Genomic DNA, 16166 nt, shown 5'->3' on the forward strand with positions numbered 1-16166 from the left:
GTGATTTTTGTGGAAATGGAAACGGTAAAACTGTCCGACATTGTCTTAAGATGGTACCCGGAAATGCTCCCTTCTCTCAAAAAGAATGAGCTAAACTCGATGATTGTGCTTCGAGACGGGTTGTCCATACTCAAGCCAACGGATGCGCTTGAAATTATTCAGTACAGTATTTGTGAGCACCAAGACAATAACTATCTTCAATAAATTTTTTTGCCAAGTGCCGCTTCTTCCGGTTGCATCCACAACCGTGAAGAGAGCGGCATTATTTATGCCTATTTACGGATTCATCGAGCGATAGTTAGGTTAATCATGTAAGACTATGCCTGATGATACCAGTATTGGTTACAAGCGTGTTGTTTTTTCGATCCATAACTTTACGTATAATCAGGTAAGCGCCATACATAAGGGAGAGAGTTAGGAAATGAATATGATTTGGGCAATTATGCTATTGGCAATGGGAATAGGCGGAAACGGGGGCCAGTCAGCCAACGCTCCAAATGTAAAAGATACGGTGGCAACGACAATCAGCAGTGCCATGATCCAGGCACAACACAGTAATACAAAGGTAGATGCCTCCAATCCGCCGGTTAAAATTGACCCACAGCCGACCACGCCAGCTATTAAAGGTATCTATGTCACAGCCTATAGCGCAGGCGGTTCACGTATGACTCAGCTACTCGAATTACTGGACAAGACAGAGCTCAATTCTATGGTTATCGATATTAAGGACGATGCAGGTTACATCACTTATCCAACGACCAACCCCGAGCTTCTGAAATTGGGCAAGCCGCAAAAATTCATTAAAGATATTTCCGGTTTGATGGACCGTTTGAAAAAACATAATGTCTATCCGATTGCTCGTATTGTTGTATTTAAGGATACGGTATTGGCCAACAAAAATCCTGAGATGTCCTTCCGCAATGCTGACGGCTCTGTTTGGAAAAACGGCAAGGGAGATGGGTTCGTCAATCCCTATAATAAAGAAGTATGGGATTATAATATCGCCATTGCCAAGGAAGCAGCAAAACTCGGTTTTAAGGAAGTCCAATTTGACTATGTACGTTTCCCTGAAGGTTTTGAAAAAAGAGCAGACAAACTAAAATATACCAAATCCGATCAATCCCGCTCGGATACGGTCGCTGAATTCGTACAATATGCCCGTAAAGAGCTTGCTCCACTAGGTGTGAGGGTATCGGTAGATATTTTCGGATATGCCGCATCCGTTCCTGCTGCCGAGGGTATCGGACAGGATTTCACTAAAATTTCTGAAAATGTGGATGTCATTTCACCGATGGTTTATCCAAGTCACTATACAACAGGCTGGTTTGGTGTAAAGGACCCAGATAAAAACCCCTACCAGACAATCAAAGGATCCATGGCCGATACACACAAAAAACTCGATCCTACAGGCAAGCTAAAGCCAATTATTCGTCCGTGGATTCAGGATTTTACCGCAAGTTGGTTAGGAAGCGGACATTATGCCAAATATGGGAAAACACAAGTCGAGGACCAAATTCGCGCGCTTAAGGACATGAAGGTGGACGAATATTTACTCTGGAATGCCACTAACCGCTATACAAGCGGAGTAACCTACAAATAACTATCCTTCTGACTCCTCTTTTTTTATACGAATTTTAGAACTTATATCTTTATTATCGAAGACTGCCCCGTTGTTTGACGAACGGATGCAGTCTTTTTTATGGCTGTTCAATTGTTGCAGTATCCCTTACAATAAAATTTACATGTTATGATATGTACAAATAATCAAACCCTAGTAAATGAGGATAACAAAAATGCAATTGACTCTAACCATGGGACAGAAATGGAAGCAGCTTTTTTACATTTTGCTCCCTATTCTGATTACCCAGCTTGCACTATCTGCCATGACTTTTTTCGACACTAATATGTCGGGACACTTTTCCCCTGCCGATCTAGCTGGAGTAGCTATCGGAGTAAGCCTATGGGTCCCTGTACAAACAGGCCTTAATGGCATACTTATGGCTATTACCCCCATTGTATCGCAATTGGTGGGTGCACAACGCAAAGATAAAGTCTCCTACTATGTCATTCAGGCTCTTTGGCTGTCTCTCGTCCTATCCATCGTCGTTTTAATTGCTGGCATCATTTTGGTAAAGCCTATATTAAACGGTATGAATCTGGAATTGAGAGTTCATAATGTGGCTCTGTACTATCTTTGTGCGATGGCCTTTGGTGTTGTCCCTCTATTTGCCTACACTGTGCTCCGAAGCTTTATGGATGCATTAGGACAAACCCGTTTTACGATGTTAATCACGCTCATGTCATTGCCCATCAATGTTTTATTGAACTATCTACTTATTTATGGTAACTGGGGTTTTCCCCGTTTGGGGGGTGTAGGCTCCGGGGTAGCAACGGCTACCACCTACTGGATTATTATGCTGGTCGCTGGTATTACTGCGCATCGGGGAAAAATATTTGCCGAATACCGAATCTTTAGCAAAATATACGGGATTGCGGCCAGTGCTTTAAAAGAGCTTATCAAAATCGGGGTACCTATTGGATTTGCTATATTTTTTGAGACTGCCGTCTTTTCAGCTGTCACGCTCTTCATGAGCAGCTATAACACAGCTACCATAGCCGCTCATCAGGCAGCCATGAACTTTGCATCTACGCTGTATATGATTCCACTCAGTATTTGCATGGCACTTACGATTTTGGTCGGATTTGAAACAGGAGCTTCCCGTCCACGAGATGCCAAAACGTATAGCGTAATGGGCATTAGCAGCGCAGTAGGCCTATCATTGATTACAGCTATTATACTGCTTATCTGGGGTGAACAGGTCGCTCGACTTTACTCTACTGACCTGCAGGTCATTCAATTGGCCCAGCACTTTTTAATCTATGCGATTTTCTTTCAGATCTCTGATGCTGTCGCTACACCAACACAAGGAGCGCTACGCGGGTATAAAGATGTCAATCCGGCCTTTTTACTCACATTCCTGTCCTATTGGGTAATTGGGCTTCCTGTAGGGTATATACTCGCACGCTGGACCACGTGGGGACCTTACGGCTACTGGATTGGCTTGATTACAGGTCTGGCCGTAGGCGCCATTTTACTTCTCTGGCGTTTGGTAAGAGTGCAACATCGTTTTGCCGAACAAAAACAACACGCAAAGGCTACTTAGTCTTTGCGTGTTTCGATTACATATGCTACACCAGCAGTAATTCGTTTCTTCTCTACGATAGCCACTTCCTTTAGCTCGGGGGGATATAAAAAGTGTCTCTCCACATGTTGGTCCATTTCCTCAAATGCCTGTTCCTCATTCTCAGCAGCAAGAATGACGGTCAGTGCTCCTTCCGAGCTGTCCACTTCCATTTTGAATAAATACATGCATGATTACCTCCTGACCCCTATTCAAAGCTAAAAAAATAGCGGATGACTCAGGTCATCCGCATAATTTTAATTTTCCCCATATCAGAGCCCATCTACTAAACGTAAAGGTTCTTATTATTGGGACAAACGCAGAGCCAACTCATAAAGCTCCATGTTGAAATCTTTTTTGGTGCTTACAACCTTGCCAATATCTGTAGCTACCAGCTTACCGTCGATCGTTCCGCAAGCTTTGTCAGATACACCCTCAATCAATTGACGAACAGCAAAGTCACCCAAACGGCTTGCCAGGTTGCGGTCAAACGCGGTTGGTGTACCTCCACGTTGAATGTGTCCAAGCACTGTAACACGAGGCTCATAATCCGGACAGTTTTCTTGGATTACTTTGGCTACTGTTTCGCCTTTGCCTACACCCTCAGCAACGATAATGATACTGTGGCGTTTGCCATGTTTGAAGTTTTGTTTCATCCGATCGGATACTTCATTCAGGTCAAATTCTACCTCAGGTACCAAGATCGTTTCTGCACCGGAAGCCAGACCCGCATGGAGAGCAATATCTCCACAATGGCGTCCCATAACTTCCACGATGGAAGAACGTTCATGGGAAGACATCGTATCACGCAGCTTGTTGATTGCGTCCACTACAATACTTACCGCCGTATCAAAACCAATGGTGTAGTCTGTGAAGGAAATATCATTGTCAATTGTTCCTGGAAGACACATGGTTTTAATGCCTTGCTTGGTCAGCTTGTTAGCCCCTTGATAAGAACCGTCGCCACCGATGACGACTACGCCGTCAATTCCACGATTACGCAAAATTTCAGCGCCACGCTTCTGACCTTCTTCAGTCGTAAATTCCAGACATCTTGCAGATTGAAGTACAGTACCCCCACGTTGGATAATATCTCCGACGCTTCTCAGGTCCATTGGAAAAATATCATCGTTCAAAAGGCCTTGATATCCACGTTGAATCCCGAATACTTCCAGTCCAAAATACAATCCGCTACGCACGACGGCGCGAACTGCCGCGTTCATCCCTTGTGAATCTCCACCACTTGTTAATACTGCAATTTTCTTAACTGCTGTCATGATTTATGACCTCCTCAAAATAATCATATAAGCCTTCTTATCCATCGACTGTTTAATAGGAAAAACAAACGCATGAGCGGACTATTTTTCATTAAACGTCTCGAAACAGCGCGAACATCCTGCTGCTCACTAACTTTAGGGTCGGATAAATATAAAGCCAGCAATCCCTCGATAATCATCCGGTGAAAGGAGCTGGCAGGGACATCTGCAATATCAGCCCGCGCCCGATTCACAACGTAGGCGATCCGGTCCAGCATCATGTCGGTATCTTCATAATAATTGCAAAAGTTAAGATCTCCGCCCTTCCGGTCTTCGTCTTGATCGATTAGATAATCCAGCAAAATATGAAGACTGCACACATGTGGAAAATACGATGCATGTATTGAGGCAGCCCCCGCATCTGTGAGATGCCGGTCGCTGGCAGCAAGAAACAGCATAAAGACCCCCAGGGTTGAGCCAGTAGCCGCAGCAAACTCGTTCCAGCGCAGCTCGGGTGTACGGTCTTTATGAATCGACCACCAGTCCAAAAGCGCTTGTTCCCGCAGCTCGGGTTTAATATGCTTGTATACTTGCAAATCCGTGTATAATCGCGCCAAATCCTGAACGTAAGGCATTGCCGCCTCATAGCCCGGAAGCCTGCTTACACAAGACTGACAGGTTGTCACCAGCCCGGTCAAATAACCGCCATCCTCCTGCTCACGACGCAACTCATAATAATTCACTGGCCTAGCCGCCGGATTAACCGCATCCAGCATCGACTGATGCAGCAACCTAAAATCATCCGGGTCCATCGACGTACTACGATCACACAGGTTGTCCAGATAATCGCTAATCGTCTGGTACGCCACAATCAACGGAATTAGCGTCTGCCGGTCAGACATATTGGCTGCAGCATAAACCGCTCCCCCCACGCAGTGAAACGTCTTCTCTGCTATGCTCGCAAGCGCCTGGCTTCTCAGCTCAGGGTCCGGAATCTGTTCGGCCTTGCTCTTCCAGTTACTCAATTCTTGTTTCGTTTCAGGGAGAATGTGCTTGTACATTCGGCTCATTAGACCTATGGGGCCTCTCGGTACTTGATAACGTCCTTGCTCAACATAACTCAAATGACGGTGCCTCCACATTGTTGTCTACGTAATTATACCTATCCAAACCATATTCATTATAATATGATCGACCTTTTAGCACAAATGAACAACCTCACTTTTTTCTTTACTATTCAAGAAAAATGAGCTCTTCTCACAAAAACGCTTTGTAGCCGTGCCACTGAATTAGCCAAAAATAACAGTCAAACTAGATCCACCCTTATAAAACTTTAATCGCAAATAGTAGAATTGTCCTATCTATCCCTTGTCCTCGGCCAGCTTCATGCCTTGGTTTCCCTCTCCCATGCTAGCCTGCTTCCATTTTCCGAAAACGTAATAGAAAATAACTGCTACGGCGGAGATCGTAAAACCAATAGGAAAGCTCCACCATACAGCATCCAGCCCATACTCATCGACAAATGCATAGGCCAAAGGTATACGAATGCCCCATAATGAAATAATGGTAATGAACAGCGGCACCATTACAGAACCCGTAGATCGAACAACGCCTGTAATGACATTGGTAATACCGAATATAACAAAAGACCACAAGGTGATCAGATTAATCTGCATACCCAGTTCCAATGCCCCTCCCGTAGAAGGAAGAAACATCAGTAAGGCTTGACGGTTAAATACGTAAATGAATATTACAGCCCCACCAGTCAATACAAAATTATACACAATCCCAATCCAGGTTGTCCTGCGCACTCGATCCCAGCGTCCGGCTCCGATATTTTGAGCGGCGAAGGAAGATACGGCTGCACCTAATGCCATGGCCGGCATCTGCACATAGCTGGACAAATTGTTAGCTGCTGTATAGGCTGCCGCTGCGACTGTCCCGTAGCCGTTGATCAGGTTCATTAAAGCAATCGCACTGGTGGAGACAGCAATCATCTGCAGTCCCATCGGGACTCCTTTACGAATAAGGGTCCAAATAATCTTCCAATCAAATTGAAGTAAGTGAAGCTCTGAAGATGTAATGCGCAGAAAGTATTTTACACGATATAGGTAAATGAGAATCAATACAAAGCTGATCCCTTGAGCAATCAGGGTAGCTGTGGCGGAGCCTCCGATGCCCATAGCAGGGATCGGCCCCCATCCGAATATGAGTAGTGGGTTGAGTAAAACATCCAGTACGACGGAAACGAGCAGAAAATAAAATGGTGTTTTGGAATCTCCAGCCCCTCTCATTACGGTCATGATGTAGTTATATCCGTACAAAAAGGGCATACCCGCGAAAATAATGCGCGTATAGGTGATCGCCATATCGACTGATTCGGCAGGCGTATTGAGTACATGAAGAATCCAAGGTGAGCCCAAAAACCCAATAATACCTATAGCAAAAGCAAGCACCAGGAAAAAGACAGCGCTTGTACCTACTACACGCTTCGTTTCTGCTATGTCACCCGCTCCGATATGTTGTCCAATCAGAATAGTGGCCGCCATGGTGACTCCAAAAATCGAGCTGATCAGAAAGAACATTATAATATTTCCATTCGAAGCGGCAGTCAATGCGGCTTCTCCCAGAAACTTCCCAACCCAGATTGAATTAATCGTTCCATTCAAGGATTGCAAAATGTTTCCGAACAGCATCGGCAAAGAGAACATAAACAGTGTTTTGGCAATAGGGCCTTCAATCAGGGAAGGATTACGATTAGCCTCTGCTGCACTCATTTTCTCAGCTCCCTCAACTTAAGATAACTCACGCTTAGTTTTATTACGTATAATACCCTATTCCGGCCCAACCTTCTCATATCATAAACGTTTTTACGCAAAAAAGCGCAGCTCCTTAAATGTAAGGAACTGCGCTCTCAATTCATCGTTTAACCGTAATATATAAGACATCCGTAAAAACGGAACATTTCTTACAATTCAGTTACACTTACAGTTTGATTACGTTAGCTGCTTGTGGTCCACGGTTGCCTTCAGTAATTTCGAATTCAACATCTTGACCTTCTTCCAAAGTTTTAAAACCGTCGCCTTGGATTGCGGAGAAATGTACAAATACATCCTCGCCACCATCCACTTGGATGAAGCCATAACCTTTTTCTGCGTTAAACCATTTAACTGTACCTTTCAAGTGAACAACCTCCTAAAAATACCGCCATCTATGGCGAATATCCATATTATACTTCATGCTTTTTCACATTGCAATTGGTGTTTTTCCGGGTTTTACGGTCTGGAATGATTTGCTTTTGCGGCAGAAACTGCGGTATCATGAACCAAAACATCTATAAAATCGGAGACATGCATATGATGAAAAAACACGAAATATACAAAAAAGACAAGTGGAATATGATGACTGTCGAGGTGCAGGGCCGTTACATCGTTCTGCGGGAAATATCTGATGATTGGGGCGAGGAAGCTCACACGTTTTTGAGCCGTCCGGCGCTGATGCATTGGGCTGAAAATCGTTTCCCCAAGCAGTCCTTTCAAGATAATGAGGAAGAGTGGCAGCGGATCATGAACGCTTTCAAACAGGTGTAGCCTATTCATGGTGTCCAACAGCTATCTCATCTTCATTATTCTGGCCTTCACGCTGGGCGGAGTGCTGATCATGAAGCGTGAAACGATACCGACTCCTCTCAAAAAGTGGATGGCCCTCACTGCCGTAATCATGATTTGCCTTGCCTTTTATCTTATTGTATACAGCTTATTAAATATAGGTTCCAACCCACAGTAAGAAAAATTATACTTTCAGGGGCAAAAGGTCATACTATGGCATAACAAGCCATGGTATAAGGAGGATATGCCGTTACATGCATCCTGTAAAACCTCTTGCCCTGCTGCTTACGGTAAGCGTGGCGGTTTCTTCGTTTTGGCATCCGTCCCTTACCGCCGCAGCCCTATCCCACATTACGTTCGATCAGAGGAGGCTCTCCATGAGTGAAATTGTAAAACGCGCTGATGCGCCAGTGGAAAATACATGGAAACTGGAAGACCTGTTCCCCAACCGCAAGGCATGGGATCAAGAATACGAAGAAGTCAAACAATTGGCCAAAAAGGCTGCTCAATTCCAAGGCAAGCTCAATTCAGCCGAAGCGATTGGCAACTGCTTCAAACTCGAAGATGAGCTGTCACTTAAAACCGAGCGTGTATATGTGTATGCCCATCTTCACCATGATGAAGATACGGCTGAACCTACATATCAGGGTCTTTCGCAAAAAGCTAAAAAACTAGGCGTGGAAGTCAGCGAGTCTCTTTCATTCGTGACACCTGAAATTTTGGCGCTGCCAGATTCTCAGCTTGATGCCTTCATTGAAGATCCGAAGCTTTCGGATTATAAGTTTACACTTCAAGAAATGAAACGGGAAAAAGCTCATATTTTGGGCAAAACAGAAGAAGCACTGCTCGCTCAGGTTGGCAATCTGGCTCAAGCCCCGCAAACAATTTTCGGGATGCTTAACAACGCGGATCTGAAGTTTCCGAAAATCAAGGATGAGCATGGCAAAGAGGTCGAGCTGACTCATGGTAGCTACATCCAATTTCTCGAAAGTCCACACCGCGAAGTACGTGAACGTGCTTTTAAAGCGGTATATGACACATATGCCAAAAATAAAAATACGATTGCCTCTACATTGAGTGCTAATGTGAACAAAAATATTTTTTATTCACGTGTTCGCAAATACCCTTCCGTACTGGAAATGTCATTATACGGTGATAATATTCCGAAAGAAGTGTATACGAATCTTATTGATACGATTCATGAAAGCTTGCCCCTGCTTCACCGTTATATCAAGCTGCGTAAGAAGCTGTTAGGTGTGGATGAGCTTCATATGTATGATTTATTCGCTCCGCTTGTGGACGAATACAAGATGGACATTACGTATGAAGACGCCAAAAAGCAAACCAAAGAAGGCCTTAAGCCTCTGGGCGAGGACTATCTGGCTTCATTGCAAAAAGGCTACGATGAGCGCTGGATTGACGTATACGAAAATGAAAATAAGCGTACAGGCGCCTATAGCTGGGGAGCTTATGGCACCCACCCTTATGTGCTCCTGAACCATAAAGATAACCTGAACAGCATGTTCACGCTTGCGCATGAAATGGGGCATGCGTTGCATTCGTACTATTCAGACAACGCATTGAAGTACCGAGATGCACAGTATACCATTTTCCTGGCTGAAGTGGCTTCCACTACTAATGAAGCCTTGCTGATGGATTATTTGCTGAACAAGTCTACCGATCCAAAAGAGAAAATGTACCTTCTCACCTACTATGCGGACCAATTCCGTACAACAGTATTCCGTCAAACGATGTTTGCGGAATTTGAGAAGATTGTACATGAGCGTGCTGAACAGGGAGAATCCCTTACACCGCAGCTTTTGTCGGAGATTTACTATGATTTGAATGTGAAATATCACGGACCTGGCATGAAGGTAGACAAAGACATAGAAATGGAATGGGCACGAATCCCTCATTTCTATAACAGCTTCTATGTCTACAAATATGCTACTGGCTTCTCGGCAGCAACCAGTTTTTCGAAACAGATTCTGGAAGAAGGCCAGCCAGCCGTTGACCGTTACTTAGGCTTCCTAAAGAGCGGTGGCAGTGATTATTCAATCAATATTTTGAAGAAAGCTGGCGTTGACATGTCCTCTCCGCAGCCGATTCGCGAAGCCATGAGCGTATTTGAAGAAGTCATTACGGAAATGGAAAAGCTAACTGAAGGAAAGTAAAACCGTGCACACTTCGAATCCCGCATTAAAAAGATGCACGGATAAATCCCTTGTCCATGGAGGACAAGGGATTTTATAATGTAACGGGAGGAGGTGGCATTTTGAAAACACAATGGTCTTTGATTGCAGCACTTGTTATAGCTTTGTTAACAGCTGTTTTTGCTGTTATTAATGTCAATTCGGTTCAAGTGAACCTTCTGTTTAGCAGGGTCAGCATTCCTTTGATTCTGCTTATTCTCGGTTGCACTCTTTTAGGTGGACTTATTGTCGGTTCTTTCGGAATCTTCCGTCAATATAGGCTTCAGAGAGAGATCAAGCGTCTGACTAATCAGCTTCATACACTACAAGAAGAGCACACATCGGCAGTGGAAGCATACGCGAATGTGTCCAATGACACGACTGGTTCTTCCAGCACGGTGTCTACATCCGACCCAGGTATAGAGCAACCGTCCTCTAACCCTGATCGGTTGTCCAAATGAGGAGGAGCAACAAATGACAATTCAATTCAATGAAAACTATATCATGAGCTTTTTAAATCAGCTTTTGAACACGCCCAGTCCTAGCGGATATACACATCATGTGATGGAGCTGATTCGTAAGGAAGCCGAAAAGCTAGGGGTACCCATCGAATGGAATGCAAAAGGTGGTGCTATCCTGACTCTGAAAGGTGAAGAAACGGACCATACAGTGGCGCTTAGCGCGCATGTGGATACATTGGGGGCGATGGTTCGTTCGATTACAGCGCAAGGTACCCTACGCCTGACATCTGTGGGTGGCTTCATGATGAACAGCATTGAGAACGAATACTGCCTTATTCATACCAGAAGCGGACAAACGTATACGGGCACTATTCTATCCAGCCACCCATCCGTGCACGTCTATGATGATGCACGAAGCTTTGAGCGCAAGGAGAGCCATATGGAGGTACGGATTGACGAGCTTGTCGAGTCGAAAGAAGACGTGCTTCAGCTCGGTATTTCGGTGGGCGATTTTATTTCGTTCGAAGCGCGCCCAGTCGTAACGCCCAGTGGCTTTATCAAGTCGCGGCACTTGGATGATAAAGCCAGCGTAGCGGCACTGTTTGGTTTATTAGAATCATCTGTACATGGAGGCTGGAAGCCTCGACATACTGTTAAATTGCTCATTTCCAACTATGAGGAAGTGGGGCACGGAGCGGCCTACATACCTGAAGGAATCAGTGAGATGATTGCTGTCGACATGGGCTGCATAGGTGAAGATCTGAGCTGCAAGGAAACGGACGTTTCCATCTGTGCCAAAGACTCCTCAGGCCCTTACGACTATAACATGACGACCCGTCTGATTGAGCTGGCCAAGGAGCTGAATATTCCGTATGCGGTAGATATTTATCCGCACTATGGTTCAGACGCTTCGGCTGCGCTTAAAGCAGGCAATAACATTCGTGCCGCACTGATCGGACCTGGCGTACACGCCTCTCACGCAATGGAGCGCACGCATAAGCAGGCCGTATTAAACACTGCCCGTCTGCTTGCGGCTTATGTAACAGCCTAACCATTTATGCTGCATGGAAAACAGGTGCACATACTTTTACTTCTACAAAAAAGCAAGCCTCCATCTAAATGGAGACTTGCTTTTATTTTTAAGATTTACTTTGTTCAATTTGCTCGGCTAGCTCATTCAAATAGGTCCAACGTTCCATTTGGTACTCTAGATGCTGTTCAGCCTTCGCTTGCTCAGCCAACAGCTCCTGCAACCGTGCCGAATCGCTGAAAGATTCCTCCATCTGTCGCTGAATGTCGGCTAATTTCTGTTCGGCTTGTTCAATCAGCTCATCAATCTGCTCATATTCCCGCTGTTCCTTAAAGGTAAATTTAAGCTTGGGTTTATTTGCCCCATTGACTGATTCGGAAGGACCCGCAGACTTAGGTGCAGAAGACCGATTCGAGGAAGCTGTACCCGGCGAGACAGACGTATTCGCAGAAAGCTGTGCATTTTTACTGATCCATTCTGCATACTCGCTATAGTCGCCTACATGTACACGTACCTGTCCATTCCCTTCGAATGCCAGTATTTTGTCCACGGTCCGATCCAGGAAATAACGATCATGGGAAACGATAAAAACTACGCCTGGGAATTCATCCAGATAGTCTTCCAAAACGGAAAGAGTCTGAATATCGAGATCATTTGTCGGTTCATCCAGCAATAGTACATTTGGTGCGGACATAAGGACACGCAGCAGATACAAGCGACGTTTTTCGCCCCCGGACAAACGAGAAATAACCGTCCATTGCGCGCTTGGTGCAAACAGAAAACGCTCCAGCATCTGCGCAGCTGTAATCGTCGAACCATCTGCCGTACGAATCACTTCCGCTTCTTCCTTAATATATTCAATGACACGCAAGGATTCGTCCATTTCCTGATGCTCTTGAGTAAAATAACCGAGCTTCACAGTTGGTCCCAATACAACACTGCCGGAATCTGGTTCTACACGCTGGGCAATCATTTGGAGCAGAGTGGATTTTCCACTACCGTTAGGTCCTAGGATGCCCACACGATCACCAGGAACCGCAATGTAACTCAAATCCTGAATCAGCTTACGGGAATCTACCGATTTGGACAAATGCTCGATCTCCAATATCTTTTTACCCAGACGTGTGGAGGCTACGGACATATCTACAGATCCAGAACGAGCTTCCGGTTGCTGATCCCTAAGCTGCTCATATCGGTCAATACGCGCTTTCTGCTTGGTCGAACGTGCCTTTGCTCCTCGACGAATCCAGGCCAGCTCATTACGCAGCAGGTTCTTCCTTTTTTGTTCCGAAGATGCTTCCCGCTCCTCGCGTTCTGCCTTCAGCTCCAGAAAACGGGTATAGTTAGCCTCATAACGGAAAAGGCGACCATGATCCAGCTCTAACATGACATTAGCAACTCTATCCAGAAAATAGCGATCATGCGTGATCATTAACAACGCACCACGTCTCTTTTGCAAATATTGCTCCAACCACGCAACGGAATCATTATCAATATGGTTGGTAGGCTCGTCCAAAATGAGCAGCTCACAAGGTTGGATCAAAGCCGCAGCCAAAGCAACCCGTTTACGCTGACCACCAGAGAGAACGCCCATACGAGACTCAAACTGAGTGATTCCCAGTCGGGTAAGTATATTTTTGGCCTCGCTCTCCAGCTGCCATGCTTGGAACGTATCCATTTGCTGACTTGCTCGCAGCAGGCGGTTTTGGAGCTCCTCGCTACCCGGATTCAATTCCAGTAATTCCATCGTTTCTGTATATTCACGCACTGCTTTCATTTCAGGCTGGTTGCCATGAAAAATATGCTGGAGTACCTTCATTTCAGGATCAAACTCCGGATTTTGTGCCAGATACTGAATTCGCACATCGTTGTTCACTGCAATATTACCGTCATCTGGCGGCTCTAGGCCGGAAATTACACGTAAAAACGTTGATTTTCCAGTACCATTTACACCAACAACCCCTATTTTGTCGCGCTCATCCATACCAAAGGAAACATCCTCGAACAACATTTTCTCGCCGTAGCTTTTGGTTATATGTTCAACGGTCATAATATTCATTACAGATTCCCTACTCTTCCCCAATTTTGTGATGCATCTTGTTTATTTTAACACAGACACAGCCAATGATTAAAAAAACCGTTAGCTGAACAAAGCCAGTACGGTTTTAAAAGACCACATGTCAGAATTTTTGTACTCCGGCCTCACAGCCATGCATAAATAAATTAGCTGCCAATGCAGCCGTCTGATCCACGTCACATGCACGGAAATCTTGATTCAACAAAATATCCATTTTTAGGCGTTCCATCATACCAATGAATGCCTTGGCATGAAATTCGGGCTGCGGCACACCCTCTGACGCCAGTTTATTTTTGACCAGATCGGTATAGTCCTGAATAAATCCCCGCATAAACTCCATAAGATCAGGGTCACTATTCGGAGTCATAAAAAATAATTTAGTATGCTGCTTGCGTTTGTAATAATAGTGGAGATGCAAATTCGCCATCCGCAGCAGTCCCTCTCCCAAAGTACGATTGACCAATGCACCTTGCATTTCGGATAGATATTGTTCGCAATCTCTACGTGTGACTGCTGTAAATAACTGCTCTTTACTTTTAAAGTACAAGTATACCGTGCCTTTAGCAACACCCGCTTGTTCTGCAATTTCGGAAATTTTGCTTTCATAAAAGCCTTTGGTGCCGAAGACAGTGTAAGCGGCGTCCAAAATAGCTTCATATTTATCTCCGTGCATATCCCCCATCTTTGCACCTCCTGAAACAATGATTGAAGCACGCAGTTATTCTCTAGAACGATCTCCAGCCTGGCTCATAGCATAAAGAAGATACCTGCAAGAGCGACCAATCCTCCGAAAATAGAGCTGATGCTATTCACCCGATCATTGCTCATCCAATGCCAGCCTCGTAGATAGACTGTCGTTTGCCCACAATGCGAGTCTACCTCTACTTCCCGTTTGCAAACTGGGCAGAAACGCATCAACTGCACTGTAGCACCAAGATAGGAATCAGCGAAGGCTCCAGCACTGCCAGATAACCCTCCGATCAGTGCCCACAGCCATATTGGCAATTCCGGCATACCAACGACGTGTCCAAAACCCCATGCGCCTATACCGATCAGTATGCCACCGGCCAAGGCCGCAGCCGTTCCCAATACAGATACTCCTCCCGAGGTTCCGGGTGCCAGCACCTTCCCGGTAAGCACCGAACGAGGCGGCTTACGACTCAGGCTTCCAAATTCCGTTGCCCACGTATCAGCTGTGACTGTAGCCATAACACCGACAAATGCCAGTTGCCAAGCAACATGAGGCCATATCGCATGACCTAGACATAGCAGCATGCCTAATCCCCCATTGGCCCACACTTGTCCTGCATCCCGGTTACCGGTTTTGGCATATGACTTTTCGAGCTCAGCCTTGCGCTCCTTTTTGAACTTCGACAATAGAGTGGACGTGATAAAAAATAAGAGCAATGTGCCGAACCAAAACAGGTTGCCCGCCCCATAATACACAGTTCCCATCAGTACAGCCGCAGCAAAGCCGGATAAGGTTAAGGATTTTTTATAAAATGCAGCCCCCGCCACTACAGCAGCGGAAAGTAATCCGATGATCCAGTCCATGATATACCCCCGCATTTGAGATGAATCTCTGTTTTTCGCTTTTAGTTCTGTATATCATTGTACAATGCTATACGCTTATATAAAAGCCGTGCCCCATGCTTTCGCACAGGACACGGCCTTCACAAGGCTTTTTAAATCATCTTCATTAATGCCGTCTGTAGATTTAGCCGATGATGAAGCTTCCCTGACGGTCACTCCCCCAATAAAGCTCAAAGCGGTCCCCGCTCGCTGTAGGCCCTACACCCGCCGGAGTGCCTGTAAAAATAATGTCACCCTCACCCAGTCCATATTGAGTCGCTATATATTCAACGATGTGCTGGATGGAAAAGATCATGTCCTTGATATGCCCACGCTGCACCTCTTGTCCATTTTTAAGCAAGGAAAAATCCTTCTGCTCCAGCATGTCCAAGCTCTCTAAAGGCAAGAACGGTGTCACAGGTGCAGACGATTTAAAGCCTTTGGCAGCAGTCCATGGATGACCTTTTTTCTTGAGCGTACTTTGTACATCACGCAGGGTAAAATCAATGCCAAACGCAAAAGCGTTCAGACACGCATCTGCGGTCATGCCTGGTTCGTAGTTACGTCCTACAGCCACCACCAGTTCAGTTTCAAAATGAATATCTCCCTTACCCTGAGGAAGCTCCAGCTTAGCACCATCCAATGGCACAACCGCATGAGATGGTTTCAAGAAAATCATCGGTTCTGAGGGAACATCATTCCCCAGTTCCTCCGCATGCAACTTATAATTGCGTCCGACACAATAAACATTACGAATTTCCACATTCATTACGATCCGTCACCCTTTC

Annotated in this window: 17 protein-coding genes; 8 read left to right on the plus strand and 9 right to left on the minus strand. The window is 45.4% G+C overall.

Annotated elements, in window-relative coordinates; all coding sequences use genetic code 11:
• Nucleotides 1-15: 15 nt before the first annotated feature.
• The 3 genes from G7035_RS26035 to G7035_RS26045 all read left to right on the plus strand — a co-directional run bounded on the left by G7035_RS26035 (nucleotide 16) and on the right by G7035_RS26045 (nucleotide 3164).
• Complete coding sequence (locus G7035_RS26035) at nucleotides 16-204, plus strand: hypothetical protein (protein WP_014599634.1); 189 nt, start codon at nucleotides 16-18, stop codon at nucleotides 202-204.
• Between the two features lie 217 nt (nucleotides 205-421).
• Entirely contained in the window at nucleotides 422-1600 is a 1179-nt protein-coding gene (locus G7035_RS26040) for a putative glycoside hydrolase (protein ID WP_019686908.1), read from the plus strand.
• A 193-nt stretch (nucleotides 1601-1793) separates the two neighbouring features.
• Nucleotides 1794-3164 carry an MATE family efflux transporter gene (locus G7035_RS26045; RefSeq protein ID WP_019686907.1) on the plus strand — a complete coding sequence of 457 codons (1371 nt, stop codon included), beginning with the start codon at nucleotides 1794-1796 and terminating at the stop codon, nucleotides 3162-3164.
• On the opposite strand, the gene G7035_RS26050 is transcribed toward G7035_RS26045, so the two are convergent.
• From G7035_RS26050 to G7035_RS26070, 5 genes are all read right to left on the minus strand, one after another.
• Nucleotides 3161-3370 carry a DUF3906 family protein gene (locus tag G7035_RS26050; protein ID WP_017425844.1) on the minus strand — a complete coding sequence of 70 codons (210 nt, stop codon included), beginning with the start codon at nucleotides 3368-3370 and terminating at the stop codon, nucleotides 3161-3163. The two genes, G7035_RS26045 and G7035_RS26050, sit on opposite strands and share 4 nt — an antisense overlap.
• 117 nt (nucleotides 3371-3487) lie before the next feature.
• Complete coding sequence (pfkA, locus tag G7035_RS26055; RefSeq protein ID WP_016819724.1) at nucleotides 3488-4459, minus strand: 6-phosphofructokinase; 972 nt, start codon at nucleotides 4457-4459, stop codon at nucleotides 3488-3490.
• A gap of 23 nt (nucleotides 4460-4482) precedes the next feature.
• Entirely contained in the window at nucleotides 4483-5562 is a 1080-nt protein-coding gene (locus G7035_RS26060) for a tetraprenyl-beta-curcumene synthase family protein (protein ID WP_019686906.1), read from the minus strand.
• Between the two features lie 237 nt (nucleotides 5563-5799).
• Nucleotides 5800-7215, minus strand: a complete 1416-nt coding sequence (locus G7035_RS26065; protein ID WP_019686905.1) for an MATE family efflux transporter — start codon at nucleotides 7213-7215, stop codon at nucleotides 5800-5802.
• Between the two features lie 208 nt (nucleotides 7216-7423).
• Nucleotides 7424-7621 (minus strand): cold shock domain-containing protein, encoded by a 198-nt coding sequence (locus tag G7035_RS26070; RefSeq protein WP_016819721.1) that lies wholly within the window; start codon nucleotides 7619-7621, stop codon nucleotides 7424-7426.
• Between the two features lie 173 nt (nucleotides 7622-7794).
• On the opposite strand from G7035_RS26070, the gene G7035_RS26075 reads away from it, so the two are divergent.
• From G7035_RS26075 to G7035_RS26095, 5 genes are all read left to right on the plus strand, one after another.
• Entirely contained in the window at nucleotides 7795-8028 is a 234-nt protein-coding gene (locus tag G7035_RS26075; protein ID WP_014599632.1) for a hypothetical protein, read from the plus strand.
• A gap of 7 nt (nucleotides 8029-8035) precedes the next feature.
• Entirely contained in the window at nucleotides 8036-8224 is a 189-nt protein-coding gene (locus tag G7035_RS26080) for a hypothetical protein (RefSeq protein ID WP_016819720.1), read from the plus strand.
• 199 nt (nucleotides 8225-8423) lie between these two features.
• Nucleotides 8424-10220 (plus strand): oligoendopeptidase F, encoded by a 1797-nt coding sequence (gene pepF, locus G7035_RS26085; RefSeq protein ID WP_019686904.1) that lies wholly within the window; start codon nucleotides 8424-8426, stop codon nucleotides 10218-10220.
• 56 nt (nucleotides 10221-10276) lie between these two features.
• Entirely contained in the window at nucleotides 10277-10699 is a 423-nt protein-coding gene (locus tag G7035_RS26090; RefSeq protein WP_016819718.1) for a LapA family protein, read from the plus strand.
• A 13-nt stretch (nucleotides 10700-10712) separates the two neighbouring features.
• Nucleotides 10713-11750: a M42 family metallopeptidase gene (locus G7035_RS26095; protein WP_019686903.1), complete on the plus strand. Its 1038-nt coding sequence runs from the start codon at nucleotides 10713-10715 to the stop codon at nucleotides 11748-11750.
• 88 nt (nucleotides 11751-11838) lie between these two features.
• Here the strand turns inward: G7035_RS26095 and G7035_RS26100 are convergent, their stop codons facing one another.
• The 4 genes from G7035_RS26100 to G7035_RS26115 all read right to left on the minus strand — a co-directional run bounded on the left by G7035_RS26100 (nucleotide 11839) and on the right by G7035_RS26115 (nucleotide 16147).
• Nucleotides 11839-13788 (minus strand): ABC-F family ATP-binding cassette domain-containing protein, encoded by a 1950-nt coding sequence (locus G7035_RS26100; RefSeq protein WP_019686902.1) that lies wholly within the window; start codon nucleotides 13786-13788, stop codon nucleotides 11839-11841.
• 121 nt (nucleotides 13789-13909) lie between these two features.
• Entirely contained in the window at nucleotides 13910-14488 is a 579-nt protein-coding gene (locus G7035_RS26105) for a TetR/AcrR family transcriptional regulator (RefSeq protein ID WP_017425849.1), read from the minus strand.
• A gap of 65 nt (nucleotides 14489-14553) precedes the next feature.
• Complete coding sequence (locus G7035_RS26110; RefSeq protein WP_019686901.1) at nucleotides 14554-15360, minus strand: DUF92 domain-containing protein; 807 nt, start codon at nucleotides 15358-15360, stop codon at nucleotides 14554-14556.
• Between the two features lie 163 nt (nucleotides 15361-15523).
• Nucleotides 15524-16147, minus strand: a complete 624-nt coding sequence (locus G7035_RS26115; protein ID WP_019686900.1) for a fumarylacetoacetate hydrolase family protein — start codon at nucleotides 16145-16147, stop codon at nucleotides 15524-15526.
• Nucleotides 16148-16166 lie beyond the last annotated feature (19 nt).

This window comes from Paenibacillus polymyxa, assembly GCF_015710975.1.
In the GTDB taxonomy this organism is placed as follows: domain Bacteria; phylum Bacillota; class Bacilli; order Paenibacillales; family Paenibacillaceae; genus Paenibacillus; species Paenibacillus polymyxa.